This window comes from Saccharothrix sp. 6-C, assembly GCF_016695385.1.
In the GTDB taxonomy this organism is placed as follows: Bacteria; Actinomycetota; Actinomycetes; order Mycobacteriales; family Pseudonocardiaceae; genus Actinosynnema; species Actinosynnema texasense.
The window spans coordinates 8,037,063-8,059,646 of sequence record NZ_CP064192.1; the positions used below are offsets into that span (position 1 = coordinate 8,037,063).

The 22,584-nt window shown below is 73.5% G+C and carries 23 protein-coding genes; 11 read left to right on the forward strand and 12 right to left on the reverse strand.

The window, feature by feature from the left end; all coding sequences use genetic code 11:
• Window positions 1-32 precede the first annotated feature (32 nt).
• The 5 genes from IOD16_RS34825 to IOD16_RS34845 all read right to left on the reverse strand — a co-directional run bounded on the left by IOD16_RS34825 (window position 33) and on the right by IOD16_RS34845 (window position 2,785).
• Complete coding sequence (locus IOD16_RS34825; RefSeq protein WP_123745124.1) at window positions 33-587, reverse strand: type 1 glutamine amidotransferase domain-containing protein; 555 nt, start codon at window positions 585-587, stop codon at window positions 33-35.
• A gap of 9 nt (window positions 588-596) precedes the next feature.
• The gene (locus IOD16_RS34830) at window positions 597-1,259 is read right to left on the reverse strand and encodes an alpha/beta fold hydrolase (protein WP_236594557.1); all 663 of its coding nucleotides are present in this window, start codon (window positions 1,257-1,259) and stop codon (window positions 597-599) included.
• A complete protein-coding gene (locus tag IOD16_RS34835; RefSeq protein WP_425471353.1) occupies window positions 1,253-1,537 on the reverse strand; it encodes a DUF2516 family protein in 285 nt (94 codons plus the stop codon). Before IOD16_RS34835 ends, IOD16_RS34830 begins: the two co-directional genes overlap by 7 nt.
• A 115-nt stretch (window positions 1,538-1,652) precedes the next feature.
• Entirely contained in the window at window positions 1,653-2,336 is a 684-nt protein-coding gene (locus IOD16_RS34840; RefSeq protein ID WP_201437807.1) for a hypothetical protein, read from the reverse strand.
• 5 nt (window positions 2,337-2,341) lie between these two features.
• On the reverse strand, window positions 2,342-2,785 hold the full coding sequence (locus tag IOD16_RS34845; protein ID WP_236594558.1) for a helix-turn-helix domain-containing protein: 444 nt from the start codon (window positions 2,783-2,785) through the stop codon (window positions 2,342-2,344).
• Between the two features lie 101 nt (window positions 2,786-2,886).
• On the opposite strand from IOD16_RS34845, the gene IOD16_RS34850 reads away from it, so the two are divergent.
• Entirely contained in the window at window positions 2,887-4,011 is a 1,125-nt protein-coding gene (locus IOD16_RS34850) for a methyltransferase domain-containing protein (protein WP_236594559.1), read from the forward strand.
• 112 nt (window positions 4,012-4,123) lie between these two features.
• On the opposite strand, the gene IOD16_RS40760 is transcribed toward IOD16_RS34850, so the two are convergent.
• A complete protein-coding gene (locus tag IOD16_RS40760) occupies window positions 4,124-4,642 on the reverse strand; it encodes a TFIIB-type zinc ribbon-containing protein (RefSeq protein ID WP_236594560.1) in 519 nt (172 codons plus the stop codon).
• A gap of 73 nt (window positions 4,643-4,715) precedes the next feature.
• Here IOD16_RS40760 and IOD16_RS34860 point away from each other — a divergent pair, with 73 nt between their 5' ends.
• Window positions 4,716-6,644, forward strand: a complete 1,929-nt coding sequence (locus tag IOD16_RS34860) for an NACHT domain-containing protein (protein WP_236594561.1) — start codon at window positions 4,716-4,718, stop codon at window positions 6,642-6,644.
• Here the strand turns inward: IOD16_RS34860 and IOD16_RS34865 are convergent.
• Window positions 6,633-7,805, reverse strand: a complete 1,173-nt coding sequence (locus IOD16_RS34865; RefSeq protein ID WP_201437809.1) for a pyridoxal phosphate-dependent aminotransferase — start codon at window positions 7,803-7,805, stop codon at window positions 6,633-6,635. The genes IOD16_RS34860 and IOD16_RS34865 overlap by 12 nt on opposite strands.
• A gap of 29 nt (window positions 7,806-7,834) precedes the next feature.
• On the opposite strand from IOD16_RS34865, the gene IOD16_RS34870 reads away from it, so the two are divergent.
• The gene (locus IOD16_RS34870; RefSeq protein WP_442978075.1) at window positions 7,835-9,091 is read left to right on the forward strand and encodes a DUF445 domain-containing protein; all 1,257 of its coding nucleotides are present in this window, start codon (window positions 7,835-7,837) and stop codon (window positions 9,089-9,091) included.
• Between the two features lie 99 nt (window positions 9,092-9,190).
• On the opposite strand, the gene IOD16_RS34875 is transcribed toward IOD16_RS34870, so the two are convergent.
• Window positions 9,191-9,727, reverse strand: coding sequence for a CGNR zinc finger domain-containing protein (locus tag IOD16_RS34875; RefSeq protein ID WP_123745119.1), 537 nt, complete (start codon window positions 9,725-9,727; stop codon window positions 9,191-9,193).
• A 152-nt stretch (window positions 9,728-9,879) separates the two neighbouring features.
• Here IOD16_RS34875 and IOD16_RS34880 point away from each other — a divergent pair, with 152 nt between their 5' ends.
• The 7 genes from IOD16_RS34880 to IOD16_RS34910 all read left to right on the forward strand — a co-directional run bounded on the left by IOD16_RS34880 (window position 9,880) and on the right by IOD16_RS34910 (window position 18,186).
• On the forward strand, window positions 9,880-10,404 hold the full coding sequence (locus IOD16_RS34880; protein WP_123748263.1) for a PadR family transcriptional regulator: 525 nt from the start codon (window positions 9,880-9,882) through the stop codon (window positions 10,402-10,404).
• 44 nt (window positions 10,405-10,448) lie between these two features.
• Window positions 10,449-11,171 carry an ABC transporter ATP-binding protein gene (locus IOD16_RS34885; protein WP_442978138.1) on the forward strand — a complete coding sequence of 241 codons (723 nt, stop codon included), beginning with the start codon at window positions 10,449-10,451 and terminating at the stop codon, window positions 11,169-11,171.
• Complete coding sequence (locus IOD16_RS34890; protein WP_123745118.1) at window positions 11,168-13,483, forward strand: FtsX-like permease family protein; 2,316 nt, start codon at window positions 11,168-11,170, stop codon at window positions 13,481-13,483. Before IOD16_RS34885 ends, IOD16_RS34890 begins: the two co-directional genes overlap by 4 nt.
• A 170-nt stretch (window positions 13,484-13,653) precedes the next feature.
• The gene (locus IOD16_RS34895; RefSeq protein WP_201437810.1) at window positions 13,654-15,870 is read left to right on the forward strand and encodes an FtsX-like permease family protein; all 2,217 of its coding nucleotides are present in this window, start codon (window positions 13,654-13,656) and stop codon (window positions 15,868-15,870) included.
• An 88-nt stretch (window positions 15,871-15,958) separates the two neighbouring features.
• Window positions 15,959-16,498 carry an RNA polymerase sigma factor gene (locus tag IOD16_RS34900; RefSeq protein ID WP_201437811.1) on the forward strand — a complete coding sequence of 180 codons (540 nt, stop codon included), beginning with the start codon at window positions 15,959-15,961 and terminating at the stop codon, window positions 16,496-16,498.
• Window positions 16,495-16,929, forward strand: coding sequence for a hypothetical protein (locus tag IOD16_RS34905; RefSeq protein ID WP_201437812.1), 435 nt, complete (start codon window positions 16,495-16,497; stop codon window positions 16,927-16,929). The genes IOD16_RS34900 and IOD16_RS34905 overlap by 4 nt, the downstream gene beginning before the upstream one ends.
• A gap of 360 nt (window positions 16,930-17,289) precedes the next feature.
• On the forward strand, window positions 17,290-18,186 hold the full coding sequence (locus tag IOD16_RS34910; RefSeq protein ID WP_201437813.1) for a hypothetical protein: 897 nt from the start codon (window positions 17,290-17,292) through the stop codon (window positions 18,184-18,186).
• A gap of 561 nt (window positions 18,187-18,747) precedes the next feature.
• Here the strand turns inward: IOD16_RS34910 and IOD16_RS34915 are convergent.
• The gene (locus IOD16_RS34915) at window positions 18,748-19,641 is read right to left on the reverse strand and encodes an IS982 family transposase (RefSeq protein ID WP_201437814.1); all 894 of its coding nucleotides are present in this window, start codon (window positions 19,639-19,641) and stop codon (window positions 18,748-18,750) included.
• Between the two features lie 62 nt (window positions 19,642-19,703).
• Window positions 19,704-21,164, reverse strand: coding sequence for a MocR-like transcription factor YczR (gene yczR / locus IOD16_RS34920; protein WP_201437815.1), 1,461 nt, complete (start codon window positions 21,162-21,164; stop codon window positions 19,704-19,706).
• 61 nt (window positions 21,165-21,225) lie between these two features.
• Between yczR and yczE the strand changes: the two genes are divergently transcribed.
• Window positions 21,226-21,855 (forward strand): membrane protein YczE, encoded by a 630-nt coding sequence (yczE, locus tag IOD16_RS34925; protein WP_123745112.1) that lies wholly within the window; start codon window positions 21,226-21,228, stop codon window positions 21,853-21,855.
• Here the strand turns inward: yczE and IOD16_RS34930 are convergent.
• Window positions 21,824-22,360 carry a Clp protease N-terminal domain-containing protein gene (locus tag IOD16_RS34930; RefSeq protein WP_123745111.1) on the reverse strand — a complete coding sequence of 179 codons (537 nt, stop codon included), beginning with the start codon at window positions 22,358-22,360 and terminating at the stop codon, window positions 21,824-21,826. The two genes, yczE and IOD16_RS34930, sit on opposite strands and share 32 nt — an antisense overlap.
• On the reverse strand, window positions 22,357-22,569 hold the full coding sequence (locus IOD16_RS34935; protein WP_106616971.1) for a helix-turn-helix domain-containing protein: 213 nt from the start codon (window positions 22,567-22,569) through the stop codon (window positions 22,357-22,359). Before IOD16_RS34935 ends, IOD16_RS34930 begins: the two co-directional genes overlap by 4 nt.
• Between the last annotated feature and the right edge of the window lie 15 nt (window positions 22,570-22,584).

Consider the following 22,584-nt stretch of genomic DNA (forward strand, 5'->3'; position numbering starts at 1 on the left):
GCACATCCCCGTGGACCCGGACCCGGTGCGGGTCAGATGTCCTGGAGCCCGAAGGCCTTGAGCGCCTCGCGGTTGAACGCCGGCAGGTCGCCGGGGTTGCGGCTGGTGACCAGGGTCCACCCGGCCGCGTCGCAGACCCGGACCTCCTCGTCGGCCCAGTCGGCGCCCGCGTTGCGCAGGTCGGTGGCCAGGCTCGGGAACGAGGTCAGCTTCTTGCCGCGCACCACGTCCGCCTCCACCAGCAGCCACGGCCCGTGGCAGATGGCCGCGATCGGCTTGCCCGCGGCGACGTGCTGCTTGACGAACTTCACCGCGTCGCGGTCGAGTCGGAGGTTGTCCGAGTTGGCCACGCCGCCGGGGATCACCACGGCGTCGTAGTCCATGGGATCCGCGTGCGCGAACGGCACGTCCACGTCGAACTTGTCGGCCGGCGTCAGGTGGTCGTAGGCCTGCACCTGCCCCAGCTTGGGGGCGAGCAGCCTCGGCACGGCGCCGGCCTTCTCCACGTGCTGCCAGGGCTCGGTCAGCTCGACCTGCTCGATGCCCTCCGTGTCGACCAGGAATGCGATCCTCTTCGGTTCGGCCATGGGGTTCGGCTACCCGCGCAGGAAGTCGACCAACCACGTGCGTACGTCACCGCGGTGCGTCAGCCACGACGGCACGAGCTCGAGCCGGCCGTTCGGGAACGTGGCGGCCACCTGCTCGGCCACGTCTGCGGGGTGCAGCGGGTCGGCCGTGGCGCCGATCACCAGCACCGGGGCGGTGACCTGCGCCAACACCGCGCGGTCGGCGACGGCGACCTGGCCGGGCAGCTCGTCCAGCGCGCCGTCCAGCCGGGCGAACGCCCGCCGCCGTTCCGCCTGGTAGTCGGGTGGGCCGCCGACGGCGACGATCGCCTCCTCGCGGGCGAGCACCCGCCTCGGCTCGTCCAGCACGGCGGGCAGCAGCAGCGCCACGCGGTCGAACGCGTCGGGTTCGTCGGCGAGCAGGGCCAGCAGCGCGCCCGCCGTCAACGACACGCCGACCGCCCGGGTCGCACCGGTCTCCCGGGCCGCGGCGCGCAGGTCGGCGGCGACGCGCCGGTAGGTCCAGTAGCCCTCGGGCGCGTCCGGCGCGTCACCGTGCGAGGGGAGCGTGACCACCACTTTCGTGCCCGGCAGCCCGGAGGTGGGCAGGCGGGCTTCGCCGGGTGTCGCGCCGAGGCCGTGGCCGACGAGCGTGACGGGCGCGCCGGAGCCGAAGCTCCGGTGCGTCACCACCGCGGGCCGCGCTGCACCTCGATCAGCCGGGGCCGGACGTCGACCACGTACACCGTGACCGCGACCAGCCCGGCGAGCCAGAACATGCCGCCGGCGGAGAACGGGTGGAACAGCAGCAGCGCGAACGCGCCACCGCCGGTGATGCCGAGCCACGCGGGCTTGGTCATGCGCTCGGCCGCCGTGAAGGCGTCGGCCCGCTGCGAGAGGGCGTGCGCGAAGGCGAACACGCCCATGACCAGCGCGGCGTAGTACACCGCGAACATGACCCAGGCGTCCAGGTAGAGGGGACTGAAGTCTGGGAACGTTGGCAACACATCTCCAGCCTACGTGCGCGGCGTGCTCGCGGTACAGCCGAAACGGGGCGCCCTCGTGGGGCGCCCCGTCGCGGTCGGGTCACTTGGCGCTGTCGGTCGGCTTCCTGGCCGCGGCCGGGCGGGCGCCCGCGGGCTTGGTCGCGGCGGGCTTCGCCGTCGTGACCGGCTTCGTCGCGGCGGGCTTGCGCGGCGCGGCCTTGCGGGTGGTGTCGCGCACCTCGGCGGCGACCTCACCGCCGATCTCGACCACGGTCTCGGCCAGCTTCTCGCTCGCGTCGTCCAGGTCGTCGGCGACCTTCTCGCCGACCGCGCGGGTGCGGCGGGAGACCTTGCCGAGCACGTCGTCGGCCAGCACGCGGGCGTCCGCGGCGGCGGCCTCGGTGCGCTTCTGCGCGGTGCCGACGGCCTCCTCGACCTGGTGCAGGGCCTTCTGCAGGCCCGGCTGGGTCTTCAGCTTCTCCAGCGCCTCCTCGCCGTGCTGGGCGAAGAACTGGTAGAGGTTCAGCGCGGACTGCGTGTAGGCGTCCACGACCTTGCGCAGCTCGGCCGGGTCCAGCCGGTCGCGCAGGTCCTTCTTCAGGTCGGCGGACTCGGCCGCGGTCTTCGCCGACTCGGCGCGCTCGCGGGCCTTGCCCAGCGCCTCGATGACCGCCTTGGCGGCCAGGTCGCCGGCGCCGAGGGCGGCCAGCAGGGGGGTGCGGGCGGCGGCGACGGCCTGCTCGCCCGCCTTGCGCAGCTCTTCGGTGGTGGGCAGGTTCGGCATGGAGATCACTCCTCCTTGTTCTGGGTGGCGGCGGCCGGTCCGGCCCCGCCGGCAACCGGCCGGTCGCCGGTCTTGCCGGTGGTGTTCTCCCGCCGGAACGACTCGTAGACGTCGAGCAGCACCTGTTTCTGCCGCTCGGTCAGGTCGGGGGCGGTGACGATGGCGTCCGCCAGGGCGCCGCCTTCGCGCTGCTCCAGGATCCCGGCCTCGACGTACAGCGCCTCCGCCGAGATCCGCAGCCCCTTGGCGATCTGCTGCAGGATCTCCGCGCTCGGCTTGCGCAGGCCGCGTTCGATCTGGCTCAGGTACGGGTTGGAGACGCCGGCGAGCTTGGCCAGCTGCCGCAACGAGATCTTCGCCGTGTTGCGCTGCTGGCGGATGTACTCGCCGATGTCGCGGCCGAGATCGGCCACCGCCTCGTCGATGGACTTGTCCAACTTCTGCGGCACCTCCTCGATCCGCTTCCGACGGTACGCGGAGGTGCTAGCTGCTGCAAGCGCTCTGCTAGCGATCGGGACGTGTGCTCGCCCACAGCGCTACGGTGGAGCGCGTGGACGTTGCGGCGCACCTGCGAGCACAGCTGGCCGACTCGCTGCTGACCGCCGGCGTGCTGCGCGACCCCCGCTGGGCGGACGCGTTTCGGCAGGTCCCGAGGCACGCGTTCCTGCCGGGGTTCTTCGTCCAGCGCCCCGACGGCGCCTGGGAGCCGGTGACCGCCGAGCACCCCGACCACCTCGCGCTCGCCTACCGCGACGACGTCTGCGTGACCCAGCTCGATAACGACGACCACGCGTGGCAGCAAGCACTCGTCACCGGCGCCGTGACCGGGGTACCCACCAGTTCGTCGAGCATGCCGACGATCATGGCGATCATGCTGGAGGCCCTGGCCGTCGCGCCGGGCGACCGGGTGCTGGAGATCGGCACCGGCACCGGCTACAACGCCGCCCTGCTCTGCCACGTGCTCGGCGACGCGCGGGTGACCTCGATCGACGTCGACGAGGGCGTGCTGCGGCGGGCCGAGGCGCGGCTGGCGGCCGCCGGGCACCACCCGACGTGCGTGCGGGGCGACGGTGAGCGGGGACACGCGCCGCGCGCCCCTTACGACCGCGTCCTCGGCACGTGCGCCGTGTCGCGCGTCCCCGCGGCGTGGCTGGAGCAGACCGCGCCCGGCGGGGTGATCGTGACCACGTTCAACCGGGCCATCGGCGCCGGCCTGGTGCGGCTGACCGTGCGCGACGGGCAGGCCACCGGTCGCGTGCTGGCGGAGGACGGGCGGTTCATGCCGTTGCGCGCGCACCGGCAGGCGTGGGCGGACGAGGCGCTGCTGGGGGCGCTGACCGAGGAGCCGACCACGTCCCGCACGACCCTGCTGTCCTCGCGCAGCGTGCTCGACCCGGCCGGCGGCTTCGAGTTCTTCGCCGGGCTGGCGCTGGCCGGGGTGGCGGTGGCGGCCGACCCGGTCCGCCTCGTGCACCGCGACGGCTCGTGGGTCCGGCACCGCGGCGCGGTCGTGGACCAGGGCGGGCCGCGGGCGCTGTGGGACGTCGCCGAGGCCGCCTACCGGCAGTGGCGGGCGCTGGGCCGACCCCGCCGCGACCAGTTCGCCTTCACCGCGACGCCGACGGCGCAGCACTTCGCCCTGGACGGCACCGACCTGACCTGGCCGCTCCCGTGAACCCCCCGCCGCGCGTGTCCTACGTCCAGAACACGCGTGTCCTACGTTCGGAACGGCCGTGTCCTGCGTTCGGAACACCCGAGTTGAACGCTCGGCGCGCGCAGTCGGCCGTTCAGTCGAGCAGCTCCTCCAGGAAGCTGCGCTTGCGCCGCGGGTAGTACGGCTGCGGCGCGTAGTACACGGCGGGCGGCGGCGCGGCGGGCGCGGCGCCGGGCGGCGGCTGGTACGGCGGCGGCGGACCGGTCTGCGTGCCGGGCGGCGGCTGGTAGGGCGGGGGCGGACCGGCGGGAGGCGCGGGAGGCGCGGCCGGCGCGGCCTGCGCGGCGGCGTGCTGCGGATCGGCGGCGGGCTGCGACCCGTCCTCCACCGGCGTGTCGCCGTCGACCGGCAACGTCCCCTCGATCGGCACGACCGCCGTCGGCGCCGCAGCCGGCACGGGCACCGGCACCGGAACGGGCACCGGCACACCCTCCGGCCGGTAGGGCTGCGCGTAGTGCGCCCGCTCGGCGGCGATGATCTGCTCCAGCTCGCCGCCGTCCAGGAAAACGCCCTTGCAGTTCTCGCACTGCTCGATGTGCACGGAGCCACGGCTGATGGTCCGCATGAGGTCCTGGCATTTCGGGCAGATCACGCCTTCGAGGGTACGCACGACACAGGGGTCACCGCGTCACCACCATCCGTGACCGGTCAGTCATGATGCGGTGGTGTCCAGATTCCGCCAACGGGCCGTGCTCACGGGGTGCGTGCTGGCCGCCGTGCTCGCCGCGGCCGGGCTGTTCGTCACCGACTACGGCATCGACCCCGAGCTGTGGCTGTCCGGCCTCGCCCTCGGCTTCCTGGCGCTGCTCGCGGCGCTGGACCCGTGGCTGCACCGCAGGCGGGCCGCGGGCCTCGCCACGGACGACAACCTCGACGCCGCCGCGAGCGCCCTGGCCCGCGCCCTGCACGCGCAGTGGAACGAGGAGTGCCGCGCCCGCGGCCTGCCGGAACACCTCCTCGACCTGCACTGGAGCGCCGTGCGGGGCGAGCCGGGGCACAGCGACGCGGTCGTCCGCGCGTTCCAGCGCGAGCACCGCATGGTGTTCCTCGGCGAGCCCGGCGCGGGCAAGAGCACGACCGTGATGCTGCTCACGATCGGCCTGCTCGACCGCCTCGTGGACGGCCCGGTGCCGGTCCTGCTGCCACTGTCCACGTGGAACCCGGAGGCGGAGGACGTCCGCACCTGGATGACCCGGCGGCTGTACGAGGACCACCCGGCGCTGCGCAACACCGAGCTGTACGGCAGCTACGCGGGCGACCTGCTGGTGGAGCAGCGCCGCGTGTTCCCGGTGCTCGACGGCCTCGACCAGATCCCGCCCGAACGGCGCGCGGACGCGCTGGACCGCATCAACCGCGCGTTCCCCGGCAACCACCCGCTGGTGCTGACCAGCCGGACCGACGAGTTCGCCGAGCTGACCGCCACCGTGCCGAACGCGCAGGTGGTGGAGCTGCAACCGGTGGACCTGGAGGAGGTGGCGGGCTACCTGCGGTCGGTGTCGGACCCGGTGACGGCGGCCCGCTGGGAGCCGGTCTTCCTGCACCTGCGCGCCGAGCCGGACGGTCGGCTGGCCGAGTCGCTGTCCACGCCGCTGGCGGTGTGGCTGGCGGGCGTCGTCTACGGGTACGGCGAGCCGAGCGAGCTGCTGGACCGCACCCGGTTCCCCGACCGGGTCGCCATCGAGGACCACTTGGCGGACCTGCTGGTCAGCGGCGCGTTCGGTGATCGCGGGGTGGCGCACCAGGCCCGGGCCAGCCAGGTCTGGCCGAGGGACAGGGCGGCCCGCTGGCTGGCGTTCCTGGCCGGCGAGATGCGCCGGCGCGGGGTGCGCGAGCTGGGCTGGTGGGACCTGCGCCGCTCGGTCGGCACCACGTGGCTGGCGCTGCTCGGCGCGGTCACGCTCGGCGCGATCGGCGGTTTCGGCGTGGCCTGGCTGATGGCCTACGCGAGCACGCCGAGGCTGGCGCCGATCACCGGCCTGGCCGCCGGGCTCGCGGTGGCCGTGGCGGCGCTGTACGCGTCCGGGCACCGCGCGGTGAAGCCCCGGCTCGGGGTGTGGCGCAGCCTGGTGGTGGTCAGCGGCGTGCTCGGCACGGCGGCCGGCCTGGTGTTCGGCGCGCTGTACGGGCTGTCGGCCGGCCTGGTCGTCGGCCTCGGCATCGCGGTGGCGGTGGCGCTGCGGTTCGGGTTGGGCAGCACGGCCGAGCTGAGCCACCCGTCCAGTCCGAAGTGGACGATGGCGCGGGACCGGATCGCGGTGTGGACCGGGTCGCTGGTGCTGGCCGTGGTGTTCGGCGCGGCGGCCGGGCTGGTGTTCGGGCCGAGCCAGTCGGGCATGGTCGGGCTCGGCCTGGCGTGCGGGCTGATGCTCGGCTTCACGCTGTCCGTGCTGCACCTGCGCTGGTGGTGGTTCACCGTGGCGCGGATCTGGCTGGCCGCGCGGGGCAAGCTGCCGTGGGAGCTGATGGTGTTCCTGGAGGACGCGCGCAAGCTCGGCGTGCTGCGGCAGGCGGGCGCGGCCTACCAGTTCCGGCACGCGCTGGTGCAGGACCGGCTGGCGGGCGCGCGCCCGTCCCAGGTCACGTCAGACGCTTAGCCCGCGCAGCCGGCCGATGGCCTCGTCCAGCACCTCGTCGCGCTTGCAGAACGCGAACCGCACCAGGTGCCGCCACTGGTCCGGGTGGTCGGTGAACACCTGCACCGGCACGGCGGCCACGCCGATCCGGCCCGGCAGCTCGCGGCACAGCTGCGCGCCGTCGGTGAAGCCGAGCGGCCGGACGTCCGCGGTGATGAAGTACGTGCCCTCGCTGGGCCGCACCGCGAACCCGGCCTCGGCCAGGCCAACGGCCAGCCGCGACCGCTTGTCCTGCAACGACGTGCGCAGGCCCTCGACCCACTCCAGCTCGTGGCGCAGCGCGTGCGCCACGGCCGGCTGGAACGGCGCCCCGCCGACGAAGGTCAGGAACTGCTTGGCCGCGCGCGCCGCGCCGACCAGCTCGGCCGGACCGCACGCCCAGCCGATCTTCCAGCCCGTGCAGTTGAACGACTTGCCCGCGCCGGAGATCGTCACGGTCCGCTCGGCCATGCCCGGGAACGTGGCCAGCGGCACGTGCGCGAGGCCGTCGAAGACCAGGTGCTCGTACACCTCGTCGGTGATCGCCACCAGGTCGTGCTCGACGCACAGCGCGGCGACGGCCGCCAGCTCCACGTAGTTGAACACGGTGCCGGTGGGGTTGTGCGGCGAGTTGAGCAGCAGCGCCCTGGTCTTCGGGCCGATCGCGGCGCGCAGCGCGTCGACGTCGAGCCCGAGCCGACCGGTGCCCGGCTCCTCGACCAGCCCCACCGTGCGGCGGGTCGCGCCGGCCAGCGCCACGGACGCCGCGTAGGAGTCGTAGTAGGGCTCGATGAGCACGACCTCGTCACCGGGCTCCACCAGCGCCAGCAACGTGGCCGCGATGGCCTCGGTGGCGCCTACCGTCACCAGGACCTCGGTGTCGGGGTCGTAGTGGGTGCCGTAGCGCGCGCGGTGCTCGGAGATCGCCTGGCGCAGCTCGGGCATGCCCGGGCCGGGCGGGTACTGGTTGAGCCCGCCGTCGATCGCGGCCTTGGCCGCGGCGAGCATCCCGGCCGGTCCGTCGGTGTCCGGGAAGCCCTGCCCGAGGTTCACCGCCCCGGTGCGCGTGGCCAACGCCGTCATCTCGGCGAAGATCGTCGAGGTGAACGGCCTCATCCTGGTGACTAGCGCTGGTGCCCGCACAAGGCCGAATCTTCACGGACAATGGCGGCGTGGAGCAACTGACCCCCGCTGACCAGCTCAAGCGCCAGGGCCTGCGCCGGATGAAGCTCGTGGCGACCGGCTTCTTCCTGGCCGCGACGGTGATCTTCGTCGTGGCCCTGCTGTTCGAGGACGGTGGCCCGGCGTGGCTCGGCTACGTCCGCGCGGCCGCCGAGGCGGGCATGGTCGGCGCGTTGGCCGACTGGTTCGCCGTGACCGCGCTGTTCCGCCGGCCGCTCGGCCTGCCGATCCCGCACACGGCGATCATCCCGACCCGCAAGGACAGCTTCGGCGACGCGCTCGGGTCGTTCGTCGGGACGAACTTCCTGTCCGAGGCGGTGGTGCGGGACAAGCTGCGGCGGGCGGGCATCGGCCGGCGGCTCGGCGAGTGGGTCGCCCGGCCCGAGCACGCCGAGCGGGTGACGTCCGAGCTGGCCAACGTGGTGAAGGGCGCGGTGACCGTGCTGCGCGACGACGACGTGCAGGCCGTGGTCGAGCAGGCGCTGGTGCGGCGGTTGGTCGACCGGCCGTGGGGCCCGCCGCTGGGCAAGCTGCTCGGCCAGGTGCTCACCGACGGCGCGCACCACAAGCTCGTCGACCTGGTGTGCGACCGGGCGTACGACTGGGTGCGGGACAACTACGACAAGGTCATGGGCGTGGTGTCGGACCGGGCGCCGACGTGGTCGCCGAAGTTCGTCGACTCGCTGCTGGGCGACAAGGTGTACACCGAGCTGCTGAACTTCGCGTGGGCGGTGAAGACCGACGTCAACCACCCGATGCGGCTGGCGGTGGACCAGTTCCTGATCGAGTTCGCGGGCGACCTGCGCACCGACCCGGCGACCATGCAGCGGGCCGAGCAGGTCAAGCAGCAGATCGTGGACCACCCGGACGTGCAGCGGGTGATCGGGTCGGCCTGGGGCACGGCGAAGAAGATGCTGCTCGACGCGGCCGAGGACCCGTCGTCCGAGCTGCGCAAGCGCGTGCGCGAGGGCCTGATGACGTTCGGGCAGCGGATGGTCGAGGACGAGTCGCTGCGCGACAAGGTCGACGGGTGGCTCGAAAGCGCGGCCGGGTACGTGGTGACCAACTACCGCGACGAGATCACCACGCTGATCACGGACACCGTCGAGCGCTGGGACGCCGAGGAGACCTCGCGCAAGATCGAGCTGCAGGTCGGCCGCGACCTGCAGTTCATCCGGATCAACGGCACGGTCGTCGGCGCGCTCGCGGGCCTGGCGATCTACACCGTCGGTCAGCTCCTGACGTGACCTGAGCGTTCGACCCGGGTGTCGCGGACGTGGGACACGCGCGTTCCGAACGCAGGACTCTCGCGAGGGTCCTGCGTTCGGGCACGGCGGGTCCCGCGGTCAGCTCACGCTCAGCGCGCGGCGTTCCCGCCAGTTGCGCGCCTTCTCCCGGTTGCCGCACGTCTGCATCGAGCACCAGGTGCGCGAGCGGTTGCGCGAGCGGTCGAAGAACGCCCACCGGCAGTCGTCCGCCTGGCAGATCTTGAACCGCTCCCACGACCCGAGCACGGCCAGCCGGGCCGCCGCGCCGAGCACCGCGCCGAGCGCGTCGGTGCTGGACATGGTCGGCACGCCGTGGCTGAGGTCGACGCGGATCAGGCCCGCGACGGGGGTGGGATCGGGTCCGTCGTGCCGTTCACCCAGCGAGGCCCGCAGCGAGGCGCGGACGGCGCGGACCTCCTGCGGGTCGCCCGCCCGGCCCAGGCCGCGTTCGGTGACCCACGCGCGCCAGGCGGCGGCGCTGTCCAAGACGTCCGTGCCGAGTTCGAGGTCCCGGGTGTTCAGGAAAGCGAGCAGCAGCTCCACATCGTGTTCCGCATCGCCGGCTCGACCCTGCGTGAAAGCCGCGTGGTCCCAGCCGGCCGCCAGACCAGTCACCCCTCCACTGTAGGCGTCGGAGCCTCGTGATGTGGCGAAGTAACCGGCAAATCATCACCATCGGTTACTCCCACTGCCCGGTCGGACCAACGGTCCCCGTGCTCCGATCGGGCTATGAACCGTGTGTATACCTCGTGTGTATAGTGCCCGGCATGTCGATCGGACACACCTTGCTGGGACTGCTCGAAAAAGGTCCGCGGCACGGCTACGACCTGAAGAAGGCCTACGACGAGCGCTTCGGCCAAGACCGGCCGCTGCACTACGGGCAGGTGTACACCACGCTGTCGCGCCTGCTCCGCAACGGCCTGGTCGAAGAGGCGGGCGTCGAGTCCGGCGACGGCCCGGAGCGCAAGCGGTACGCCATCACCGACGCCGGCGTGACCGACGTCGAGCACTGGCTGGGCACGCCCGAGAAGCCGGAGCCCTACCTGCAGAACACGCTCTACACGAAGGTCGTGCTGGCGCTGCTGTCCGGTCGCAGCGCGGACGACGTGCTCGACGCGCAGCGCGCCGCCCACCTGGCCACGATGCGCGACCTGACCAAGCGCAAGGCCGGCGGCGACCTGGCCGACCAGCTGATCTGCGACCATGCCCTGTTCCACCTCGAAGCCGACCTGCGCTGGCTGGAGCTCACCGCCGCGCGCCTCGGCCGGCTCAAGACGGCGGTGACCAAGTGAGCGACGACCCGGTGACCGGCGACCTGACCGGCGGCGACCCGACGATCGGCGGCCCGACGATCGGCGACGCGCCCAACGGCACGGACCAGACCCGCGTGCTGCTGGAGGCCGTCGACCTGCACAAGTCGTTCGGCCCCACGCCCGCGTTGGACGGCGCCGGCCTGAAGGTGCGCGCGGGCGAGGTGGTGGCCGTGATGGGGCCGTCCGGCTCCGGCAAGTCCACCCTGCTGCACTGCCTGGCCGGCATCCTCACGCCGGACCGGGGCACGGTCCGCTACCGCGACGTGGAGCTGAGCGCGATGGGCGACGGCGCGCGCAGCGAGCTGCGGCGCACCGACTTCGGCTTCGTGTTCCAGTTCGGCCAGCTGGTGCCGGAGCTGACCTGCCTGGAGAACGTGGCGCTGCCCCTGCGACTGGGTTCGGTGAAGCGCAAGGAGGCCGAGTCGCGGGCCCGCGAGTGGCTGGACCGGCTGGAGGTCGCCGACGTCGCGGACAAGCGCCCCGGCGAGACCTCCGGCGGCCAGGGCCAGCGGGTCGCCGTCGCGCGCGCCCTCGTCACGGGACCGCGCGTGGTGTTCGCCGACGAGCCGACCGGCGCGCTCGACTCGCTCAACGGCGAGCGCGTGATGCAGCTGCTGGTCACCGCGGCGAAGGAGACCAACGCGGCCGTGGTGCTGGTGACGCACGAGGCGCGGGTGGCGGCCTACTCCGACCGCGAGGTCGTGGTGCGCGACGGCAAGTCCCGCGAGATGGAGCCGGTCAGGTGAGGCTCTGGTTCGCCGACCTCGCGCTCGGCGTCCGGCTGGCGCTCGGCGGCGGGCGCACGTCGTGGGTGCGGCTGGCGCTGACCGGCGCGGGCATCGGCCTCGGCGTGGCCGTGCTGCTGGCCGCGTCGTCGGTGACGACGGTGCTCACCGAACGCGCGGAGCGGCAGTCCGCGGCCGGGCCCGTCGTCGACGAGAACGCGTCGCGCGGGCAGGCCTCGGGCGACGTGCTCCACATGACGTTCTGGAACACCGACTACCGCGGCGTGGCGATCACCGGGAACTTCGTGCGCGGCACCGGGCCGGGCGCGCCGGTGCCGCCGGGCGTGTCGAGGGTGCCCGGCGACGGCGAGATCTTCGTCTCGCCCGCCTTGGCGGAACTGCTGGCCGGGCCGGACGGCGAGCTGCTGCGGGCGCGGTTCCCGCAGCAGGTGGTCGGCACCATCGCCCAGGGCGGCTTGATCGCCCCGCACGACCTGAAGTTCTACGCGGGCGACGCGTCCGTCGGGCACGACGGCGAGAACGCCATCATCGGCTTCGGCGGCGAGGTCACCGATCGCGAGCTCGAACCGGTGCTGATCCTGCTGATCATGGTCGGGTCGGTCGCGCTGCTGTTCCCGGTGCTGGTGTTCGTCGGCATCACCACCCGCTTGGCGGGCGCCGAGCGGGACCGCAGGCTGGCGGCGTTGCGACTGGTCGGCGCGGGCTCGCAGCGGGTGCGCCGGATCGCGGCCGGCGAGGCGCTGCTCGGCGCGTTCGTCGGGCTGGCGGTCGGCGCGGCGCTGTTCTCCACCGCGCGGCAGTTCGTCGAGGAGATCCAGCTCCTGGGGATCAGCGTGTTCGTCGACGACCTGACGCCGTGGCCGCCGCTGGCGGTGCTGATCGCGGTGCTGGTGCCCGTCATGGCGGTGCTGACGTCGGTGATCGCCATGCGCCGCACGGTGGTCGAGCCGCTGGGCGTGGTGCGCCGCACGAAGCCGGTGCGGCGGGTGCTCTGGTGGCGCGTGGTGCCGATCGCCCTCGGCGTGGCCGCGCTGCTCACCCAGGCGGGCGCGTTCGGCGGTGAGGTGGTCCAGGGGTCCGACGTGCTCGTGATCGGCGGGGTCATCCTGCTCCTGCTGGGCATCCCGGTGCTGCTGCCGTGGGTGGTGGAACGCGCGGTCGGCCGGCTGCGCGGCGGCGCGCCGTCGTGGCAGCTGGCGATCCGCAGGCTGCAACTGGAGAGCGGCACGGCGGCGCGCGTGGTCGGCGGGGTGGCCGTGGTCCTGGCGGGCGGGATCGCCCTGCAGTCCGTGCTGGCCAGCACGCAGACCAGGATCGTGGACCGGCCGACCCCGGAGGCGGACAAGGGCCGCATCGTGGTCAGCCTCCAGGACTCGCCGCCCGACGCGACCGATCGCACCGCGGACCTGCTGGCCCGGTCGGCGGGCGTGCAGCGCGCGCTCCCGATGCGGACCGTGACGTTCCAGACGGGCCCGAACGAGTTCCACATGGCGACGGTCGGCAGCTGCGAGGCGCTGCGGACGCAGGCGGCGCTGCCGGGCTGCCGGGACGGCGACACCTTCTACGTCGACCCCGGCTCCTCACGCGGCTCCGACCGCCCGAAGCTCGAGCCGGGGCAGGAGGTCTCGGTGCTCCTGTACTCCGACAGCGGCGAGCAGGAGGGACCGAAGTGGACGGTCCCCGCGTTCACCGAGGTCGCCCGGCCCGACGACACGTCCATGTACCGGTACGGCCTGCTGGTCACGCCGGCGGCGGCGCGGGACCTGCCCGTCGACCCCGACAACGCCAGCGTGCTGGTGCAGGTGGACCCGGACCGGCCGGACATCGCCGAGCACGTCCGCAACGCCCTGGCCCCGATGACGTGGCGCGCCTACACGTCGTACTTCGGCGAGGTCGACGTGACCGAACGGGTCAAGGAGTTCGAGAGCATCCGGCAGGCGTTGCTGGCCGGTTCGCTGGTCACGCTGCTGCTGGCGGGCGCGAGCCTGCTCGTGCTGGCGCTGGAGCAGGTCCGCGAGCGCAGGCGGCCGCTGGCCGTGCTGGCGGCGAGCGGTGTGCCGCGCGGCGCGCTGAGCCGCTCCCTGCTCTGGCAGAACGCCGTGCCGCTGCTCCTGGCGCTCGTCGTGGCCGTGGGCGTGGGCGGCGGCCTGGCGGTCTTGCTGCTGCGGATCATCTCCGCGCCGATCGTGCTCGACTGGGCCGGGATCGGGCTGCTCAGCGGCGCGTCCGCGCTGCTGGTCGTGATCGTGACGCTGCTGTCGCTGCCGTCCCTGCGACGGGCCACCGGCGCCCTCGGCCTGCGTTCCGAGTAGGTCCGAGGGGGTGTCGCCGCCCCTGACGCCCCCAAGCCCGGGGCGGCGACGCCATCTCAGTCGGCACCCCGAAGCCACGTCCGGGCGCTCCGAGACGTCTGAAGAGGTGTGACCCCCATTCCCCACCACCCCCACCACGTCACCCGCGCGGGCGGCCGGAGCGTGCGCCGATGAGGTGGGCCGCCGACCTGGTCCTCGGCATCCGGCTGGCCGTCGGGGGCAGCCGGACGTCGTGGGCCAGGTTGGCGCTCACCGCCGCCGGCGTCGGCCTCGGCGTCACCGTGCTGCTGCTCGCCGCCTCGATCGGTCCCGCGCGGGAGGCCAAGGCGCAACGCGTCCACTCCGCCTCCGTCCACCCGGTCGGGTCCGCCCCGGTCGGCTCGGCGGCGGGGGACGCGAAGCTGAAAGCCCGCCACGTCGGCGTTTCCTGGCAGGGCCGCCGCATCACCGGCGTGGAACTCGCCGCCACCGCGCCCGACGCGCCCGCGCCGCCCGGCGTCGGCCGCGTCCCGGGACCGGGCGAGCTGGTCGTCTCACCCGAGCTGCTCGACCTGATGCGCACCGAAGACTCGGTCCGCGCCCGGTTCCCGGAGAGCGTGATCGGCGTGATCGCCGACGCGGGCCTGCCGAGACCGAAGTCGCTGATCTTCTACGCGGGCCTGCCCGAGGCCCACCTCGACGGCGCCTACCCGGCCACCGGCTTCGGCAGCGACCAGCCGCCCGCCACCCTGCCGCCGGTCTACCGGCTGCTGATGGTCGCCGCGATCAGCGCCCTGCTCGTGCCGCTCGGCATCTTCGTCCTGGTCGCCACCCGCCTCGGCGCGACCGGCCGGGCGCAGCGCCTGGCCGCGATCCGGCTCGTCGGCGCGTCGCGCACGCAGATCCGCTGGATCGCGAGCGGCGAGACGTTGACCGGCGCGGTGCTCGGGCTGTTCGTCGGCGTGGCGCTGTTCTTCGCCGCCCGGCCGCTGGCCCGGTTCATCGAGGTCGAGGGAGTCGGCTTCTTCCCGACCGACCTGCTGCCCGACCCGCTGCTCGGCGCGCTGATCGCGCTGGGCGTGCCGGTGGTGGCCGTGCTGTCGGCGCTGTTCGCCCTGCGCACGGAGGACGTCGGCCCGCTCGGCCTGTCCCGCGCCGTCGAACTGCCCCGGCACCGCGCGTGGTGGCGGTTCGGGCTGATCGGCGCGGGCGCCGCGCTGATCACGGCGATCTCGGCGATCGGCAGCTACTGGCAGGTCATGACCGACACCCGGTTCGCCGTCGCGCTCGGCATCGGCATCGCGCTGGTCCTCGCGGGCACGGGCGCGGTGCTGCCCTGGCTCGTCGGCAAGGTCGCCCACCGGGTCGAACCGGAGGGCGTCGCGCCGCTGCTCGCCCTGCGGACCCTCCGCTTCGACGCGGGCACGCCACGCGTGCTGTCCGGCGTGGTCGTGGTGCTGACCGGCTCGTTGACGTTGCAGGTCCTGCTCGGCGTGGCGGCCCAGCTCACCGCCTCGCCCCCGTCGGACACCCCCGACCGGTGGGTGCTCGACCTGCCGCAGCACTCCTCGGTGCGGTCGCTGGAGGAGGCGATCGCGCTGGTCGGCGGCGTGCGCCAGGTCAGCGAAGTGCGCCTGCACACGATCGAGGGCGCCGGCGGTGGTGTCGTCACCAGCACCGACTGCGTCGAGATCGCCGAGCGCCTCGACGTGGCGGACTGCGTGACCGGCTCCGCGTACCTGGCGGGGTGGGTGGCGAAGTCGGAGCCGAAGGCCGGCGACGAGGTCAGGGTCAACGGGCGGGACTGGGTCGTGCCGCCGTACCGGAAGGTCCGCGGCGACCTCTTCGGGCTCGTCGTGGCGGGAGGCGCCGATCCCGTGCTCGCCTCGACACCGCCGACCGAGCTGGTCGTGCGCGGCGACCCCGACGAGTCGTTCGGCGACCGCCTGCTGGCCGCCACCGGCCGCGCCGACCGGGGCGTCACGCTGCGCCGCCAGTCCGAGGCCGGGCAGGTCGAGCTGTACTCGTCCCTGCGCAGCGGCGTCATCGGCGGCTCGGTGCTGCTCACCCTGCTGGCCGTGATCGGGCTCGCGGCGGCGGCCGTCGACCAGGTCTTCGAACGCCGCCGCCCCACCGCGGTGCTGGTCGCGAACGGCGTGCCACCGAAGGTCCTCGCGGTGTCCGCGCTGTGGCAGTCGGCGATCCCCGCGGCGCTCGGCATCGGCCTGGCCGTCCCGATCGGCCTCGGCACGGCGTGGCTCGTCGCGCCGTCCGGGCGGTTCCGGGTCGACTGGACCGAGATCGCCACCACCGTCACCGCCGCGGCGGTCGTCGTGCTCGTGGTGTCGCTGTGCACGGTGCCCGCGCTGCGCTCGGCGATCCGCCCGGCCGTCCTGCGAACCGAGTAGCGACGCACGGGAACGACCTCCGGTTCCGCCGGCCACACCATCGAGCGGCGCCGGTATCCCCAGGTCAGACCGGGTGCTCTGAAGGAGCATGCACGATCGGGACAACACTGAGCTGCTCATCCGCGCCGGCTGCGGCGACGCCGCCGCGTGGCACGAGATCGTCCGCCGGTACGCGCGCCTGGTGTGGGCCGTGCCGCGCTCGCACCGGCTGGGCCCGGAGGACGCGGCCGACGTCTGCCAAGCCACCTGGCTCGCCCTGGCCGAGAACCTCGCCCGCATCCGCCGCCCCGAGCGGCTGGGCGCCTGGCTGGTCACGACCACCCGCCGCGAGACGCTGACCGTGCTGCGGCTGCGCGGTCGGGAGGTGCCGCTGGAGGTGTGGGAAGCGGCCGACGACGGGCCGACGACGGAGGACCGCGCGCTGGCCCGGGACACCGGGCTGTGGCGGGCGTACGCGACCCTGACCGACCGCTGCCGGGAGATCCTGCGACTGGCGGCGTTCGCGCCGGAGCTGTCGTTCACGCAGGTCGCCGAAGCGGTCGGGATCCCGGTCAACAGCCTGGGCGCCACCCGCGGCCGGTGCCTGGCCGTGCTGCGCCGCCGCCTCGGCGCGGAGGCGTCGCGGTGATCGGGCTGGAGCACGCGTCGACCGACCGGGAACTGCTGGACGCCCTCGCGCAGCTGGTGGACGACCTCGACCCGATGCCGGTGTCGCTGGCCGCGCGGGCGTGCTCGGCGCTGGGCGAGCGCACCGACGCGCTCACCCTGGCCCCGTCGTTCGACTCGGTGCGCGTCGAGCCGCTCGGGCCGGCCCGCCGGATGGCGTTCGCCGGGCTCGACCTGCGGCTCTCGCCGGCGGCCGGCGGCCTGGACGTCACCGGGACCGCCGCGGTCGGCGCCCTCGTGGTCGCGCGGTGGCCGGGCGGGCAGGTGACGGCGGAGGTCGACGCGGCGGGCCGGTTCCACGTCGGGCGGCTGCCCTTCGGACCGGTCAGGTTCGTGCTGCGCGGTGTGGACGCCTCGGGCCGCGAGCACGCCACGCCGTGGTTCGTCGCGTGACGGACCAGACGGCGCGGCGGGCAGTCACCGTCCGACCTGTCGTCACCTACTTGAGTGACGCCCGAACAGGTGGAACGGACCACTGGTACCGAATCCGCCGGTCAGGCGTTCAGGATCGGTCCACAGCGGACCCGGCGCGGGCGTCCACAACGGACATTTCACGTCGTCACCCCCTGGGGTGGGCACGACGGACCGTGGTCGCGGACGGGTGGGGCGACACGGACAGCCGCACCGCACCGCCCTTCCGAGCGGTTTCCGCCGGAGAACGTTCGAAAATGCGGTTCCCAGTGCTAGACATAGCAGAACGTCGACCTCGAACGGTCCGTCCCGTTCGCCTCACCGGAACGGTGGTGATCCACAGTGGCAACTCCCGACGCGGTGCGCCTGGGTGGCTCGCTGCTGCTCCGGACGCTCGCCGTCAGCGGGCTGGCGGCGGCGGCGTGGTTCGTGTGCGCCGGGGTCGCGACCGCGGGCGAAGACCACCCGGACGAGGCAGCGAAGACCCTCGACTCGGTGAACGTGGCGATCGACGCGCAGCAGGCGGCAGCGGCCGACCTGATCGCGTCGGCCGTGCCCGCCGACGCGGCGCCGTTCACCACCGTCGCGGTCATGCCACAACCGGCCGAGCCACCGTCGCTCGTCGGGGTGGCGCTGCCCGGGTTGGCGTCCCGACCGGCCGTCCTGCCCGTCGCGCCCGAGCCGGAACCGGACGCCGACCGGGACGAGGAGCCGTACCCGGAGTCGACCGCGGACGGTCTCGGCCACACCGGCGGGTACAGCCACAGCGGTGGCTACTCGAGCGGTTACCGCTACTCCGGCGCGGTGTCGAACACGATGCCCGTGCCGCTGTACGAGGCGAAGGTGGCCGAGAAGGCCGCCGCGCGCGCGGTCGCCGTCGACGCCCCGCGGCCCGTTCCCCTGCCCGTGGTCGTCCCCGTGCGCGGGAACGACCAGCCCGTGCCGACCGCTTCACCGTCACCGGCCGTCTCCCAGGTCGCCCCGGACGCCGAGGTGATCTGGGAGGCGCCGGCGCCGAACGCGCCCGCGCCGACGCCGAAGCAGGCGCCCGCCCCGAGCGCGCCGACGGCGTCCTCGGGCGGTGCGGACAGCGGCGGCGGTGGCCACCGGGGCGGCGTGACCGCGTCGTTGACCGGGCAGGCGGACCCGAAGCCGTTGGCCGCGTGGTCGGCCGAGCAGTGGGACGACGGCCGGTCGCCGGGCAGCGTCCCGGGGCTGCCCAGCACCTCACCCGACTGAGGTCCGACGGGATCCGTGTGCCCTGAGCACGCGTGACCGCACACCGTCCGACCAGTCGTTTCGCGCACCTCACGTGTCACTGACGCCTGTCGCGCACCACCCATGGGTTCCCGTCCTGCCAACCGCGCCCTGGCAGGACGGGCCAGGTCCCGTCGCCGCGCTGCCCCCGCGAGCGTTGGGACCGAACGGGAACCTGCGGCAGGGGACGCCTATCCCTGGAGCGTCCCCGCCGCAGGTCCACGAACCGCCGCCGTCGGGCTCCGGCTCACCGAGGGGCTGCGCCGGATCCCGACGGCCCGGACTAACACGATCGGGTGGTCCTCACCCGAAAATGTACGGAAACACTGTTACCGCCCCTCGGTTAAACCATGAGGACCCCCGCCAACCACCCCCCGCATCCCCGAACCCACCCGCCCCACCGCCCCACCCCAACCCCACGCCCGACCATCCCCACTCCCCGCCCCGCCCCCGAGCACCAGCACCTCACCGCCCCACCACCGCCCCGGCCCACGTGCGGCCGCCCGCCCCGCCCCGCCGCTAGACGAGTAATGTGTAAGTCGGTCAGTGGTCGTAGGCGGTCAGGGACCGGGTGACGGGTCGGCCGGTGGCGCGGTTGTGCCAGATGGCGGCCGTGAGTGCCAAGAGCCGTTGGGCGATGCGGACACCGACGCCCTCGATGGTGCGTCCGCCATGCTGTTCCAGGTCGAGTTGGCCTTTGAGCGTGTCGTTGACCGACTCGATGAGCTGGCGGACGGCTTTGAGCAGCGGCTCGCCGGGGTGCGGAGTCCGGTTGCGGTAGGACGGCCGGATCAACCGGAGCCCGCGTTCGGTGAGGTAGTGGTCGAGTTCGGCGGAGACGTAGCCCTTGTCGGCGATGATCAGCAGACCGGGTCGGTCGGTGAGCAGGTGGGGTTCGTGGTCGCAGAGCGCCATGAGCACCTGGCGCTCGTCGATCTTCGGATCGGCCAGTGCCCAGGCGATCGGCAAACCGGCCGGGGTGCAGACCAGGTGCAGCCGCAGGCCCCAGAACCAGCGTGAGTGCGAGCGGCAGAAGCCGTACTTCGCCCAGCCGGCCAGCTCAGAGCGCTTCACGGTGGGCAGGGAGCGTCCGCATTCGACCGGGGTGGAGTCCACGATCCAGGTGGTGTCGGTCCACAGGTCGGTGTCGGCCGCCAACCAGCGCATGACCTGCTTGACCAGTGGTAACGCGGCGCGCAGTCGGCGGTTGTAGCCGGACTGGCCGGGCAGGTACCGGAACGCGCCGGGCATCCGGACGGGCAGGAACCGCAGCCACCGGGCCTCGGAGGTGAACCCGAGCAGCGCCTGGGCGACCGCGAGGGTGACCAGCTCCGCGTCGGTCAACTTCGGCGGTCTGCCCACGCGGGTCCTGCCCGCCAGGTGATCGTCGATCTTGACGTAGAGTGCGGTCAGAAGGGTGTTCAGGTCTGTCGTCACAAACGGATCTTGAACACCCTTCGTCCGTCTCCGGACACCGCCCCGACTTGCGCATTACTCGTCTAGGCGACCGGCACGGCGAGGTCGGCGTCGGCGAGCACCGTGTGGCCCGTGACGGACGCGGCGACCAGGCCCAGGCGGCGGACCGCGTCGCGAAGGACGTCCGGTGACTGCACGAACGGCAGGCGCAGCCAGCGCTCGAAGCCGCCGTGGACGCCGAAGCGCGAGCCCGGGGCCAGCCGGATGCCGTGGTTCTGGGCCACGACCGCGATGCGCGTGCTCACCGGCGCGTCCAGTTCGCACCACACGCTGAGCCCGCCCGCCGGCCGCCGGAAACGCCAGGTCGGGCAGTGCTCGCGCAGGCCCTCCATGAGCACGTCGCGCTGCGCCGCCAGTTGGGCCCGCCGTTCGCGCAGCGCCGGCTCCGGGTCGGCCAGCAGCTCGGCCAGCACGAGCTGATCGACCACGGCCGAGCCGAGGTCGAGGGCGGTGCGAGTGGAGATCAGGCGGTGGACCACCTCGGCCGACGCGCGGATCCAGCCGATCCGCAGGCCACCCCAGTGGGACTTGCTGGCCGAGCCCAGGGTCACGACCAGGTCGTCCGCGAACTTCGCCAACGGGGGCGGGCCGGACAGCGGGTCGCCGTCGAGGTCCAGTTCGGCGACCGTCTCGTCCACCACCAGCGGGGTGCGGGCGCGGCGGGCGGTGTCGGCCAGTTCGGCGCGGCCCGCGGCGTCCAGGCGGTGGGCGGTGGGGTTGTGGAAGTCCACCACGACGTAGGCCATGCGCGGTGCGGCTTGGCGGAGGGCGGCGGCGATCCCGGGCAGGTCCCAGCCGGTGTCGGTCATCGCGACCGGCACCGGGATGGCGGAGACGGCCTTGATCGCGTCCAGCGCGTTCGGGTAGCTCGGCTGCTCCACCAGCACCCGGTCACCCGGACCGGTGAACAGGCGCAGGGTCAGCGCCAACGCGTGCTGCGCGCCGCTGGTCACCACGATCTGGTCGGGTGACGTCGGCAGGCCGCGCGCCGTGTACCGGTCGGCGATGCGCTCCCGCAGCTGCGGGACGCCGTGCTCGTAGTACCCGTGGTCCGCGAGGTGGTCCGGCAGGTAGCGCCGGACCTGGTCGAACGCCGCCAGCACGCCCGGCAGCGCCGGCGGCGCGGCCCGCGCGAAGTCGACCATGCTGTGCCCCACCAGCGGGGTGTCCGGCACGACGCCCAGCGTGCCCGTCGGCAGGCTGATCCACGACCCCGCGCCGCGCCGGCTCGCGACCAACCCCTCCGACCGCAGCTGGTCCAGCGCCGCCGTGATCATGGTGCGGCTCACCGGCAGCACCTCGGCCAGCTCCCGTTCCGCGGGCAGGCGGGTGCCCGCGGGCAACCGGCCGTCCAGCACCAGCATCCGGATCGCCGCGGCCAGGTCCGCCGAACCGTGACGTGCGCCACGGCGCCGCCACTCGCCGAGCAGTCTGGCCAGGCGGAAGCCGGATATGCGTCCACCTGGTGGGACATCGGAGTTCATAAGGCCAATTATTGCCAATTGGCTCTGGAATACAAGGCCAATCGACACGAAGGATGGCCACATGCTCGCCGCACTCACCCAGGTCCCGGTCACCGTCTCGCCCGTCCGCCGCCTCCCCCAGCTGCTGGTGGGGCTGTGGCTCTACGGCGCGAGCATGGCGCTGCAGATCCGCGCCACCCTCGGCCTCGACCCGTGGGACGTGCTGCACGAGGGCCTTACCAAGATCACCGGTCTGTCGTTCGGCCTGATCACGGCCCTCGTGGGCGTCGTGGTCCTGCTCTGCTGGATCCCGCTCAGGCAGAGACCCGGGGTCGGCACGGTCAGCAACGTGGTCGTCATCGGCCTGGCGGTGGACGTGACGCTGTTCCTGCTGCCGAACCCGACCGACCTGCTGCCGCGCATCCTGTTCCTCACCGCCGGCATCGTGCTGAACGGCCTGGCCGCCGCCGTCTACATCGGCGCCCGCCTCGGCCCCGGCCCGCGCGACGGCCTGACGACCGGATTCTGCGCGCGGACCGGGACCTCGTTGCGACTGGTGCGCACGGTGGTGGAGGTGGCCGTGCTCGGCATCGGCTGGCTGCTCGGCGGCACGATCGGCATCGGCACCGTCCTGTACGCCTTCGCCATCGGCCCGTTGACCCAGCTGTTCCTCCCGCTGGTCACCTGGGTGAGCGAGCGACCCGCTTCCTGACCTCGACGTAGTTCACGCCACGCGCCCCCAGCACCTCGGCCACCAACCCGTGTTCCGCCAGCAGCGCGAGCAGCATGTGCTCCTCGCGCAGCGAGTGGTGGCCGAGGTCGCGGGCTTCGACCAGGCTGCGCTCCAACGTCTTCTTCGCCGCCGCCGTGAACGGCAGGTGGTTGCCGAAGAACCGCCGCCGGCGGCGGGTCGGCGATCCGGCCAGCGCGCCTTCGCCGTGGCTGCGCTCGACCGACGCCACGATCTGGTCGACGTCGATGCCGAGCCGCCGCAACGCCTCGGTGTCGGCGTCGCTGAGCCCGCCCTTGCGGCGGGCGGCGGCGAACGCGTCGACCACCTCGTCCCGCGCCAGGTCGAACTCGGCCAGGACCGGCGAGTCGAGCAGCGCGAGCGCCAGGTGCTCGGGTCCGATCTCCGGCGCGTCGAGCCGTTCGGCCTGCACGACGGCCTCGTGGACGGCTTGGCGGGCGGCCCTGGTGAACCGTTCCCCGATCATCGGTGTCCCCCGTGCTTCTTGTGGACGGCCTGCCGGGTGACGCCCAGCTCGGCCGCGATCTCCTGCCATGACCAGCCGCGGGCGCGGGCGTTGCGCACCTGCACGGCTTCGAGTGTTTCCAGCAGCCGGCGCAGCGCGCTCACCGCTCGCAGCCCGACCCTGGGGTCCTGGTCGCCCGCCGCCGAGGCGAGCTCCGTCGCTTCCGTCATGGCGTCAACTTTGGT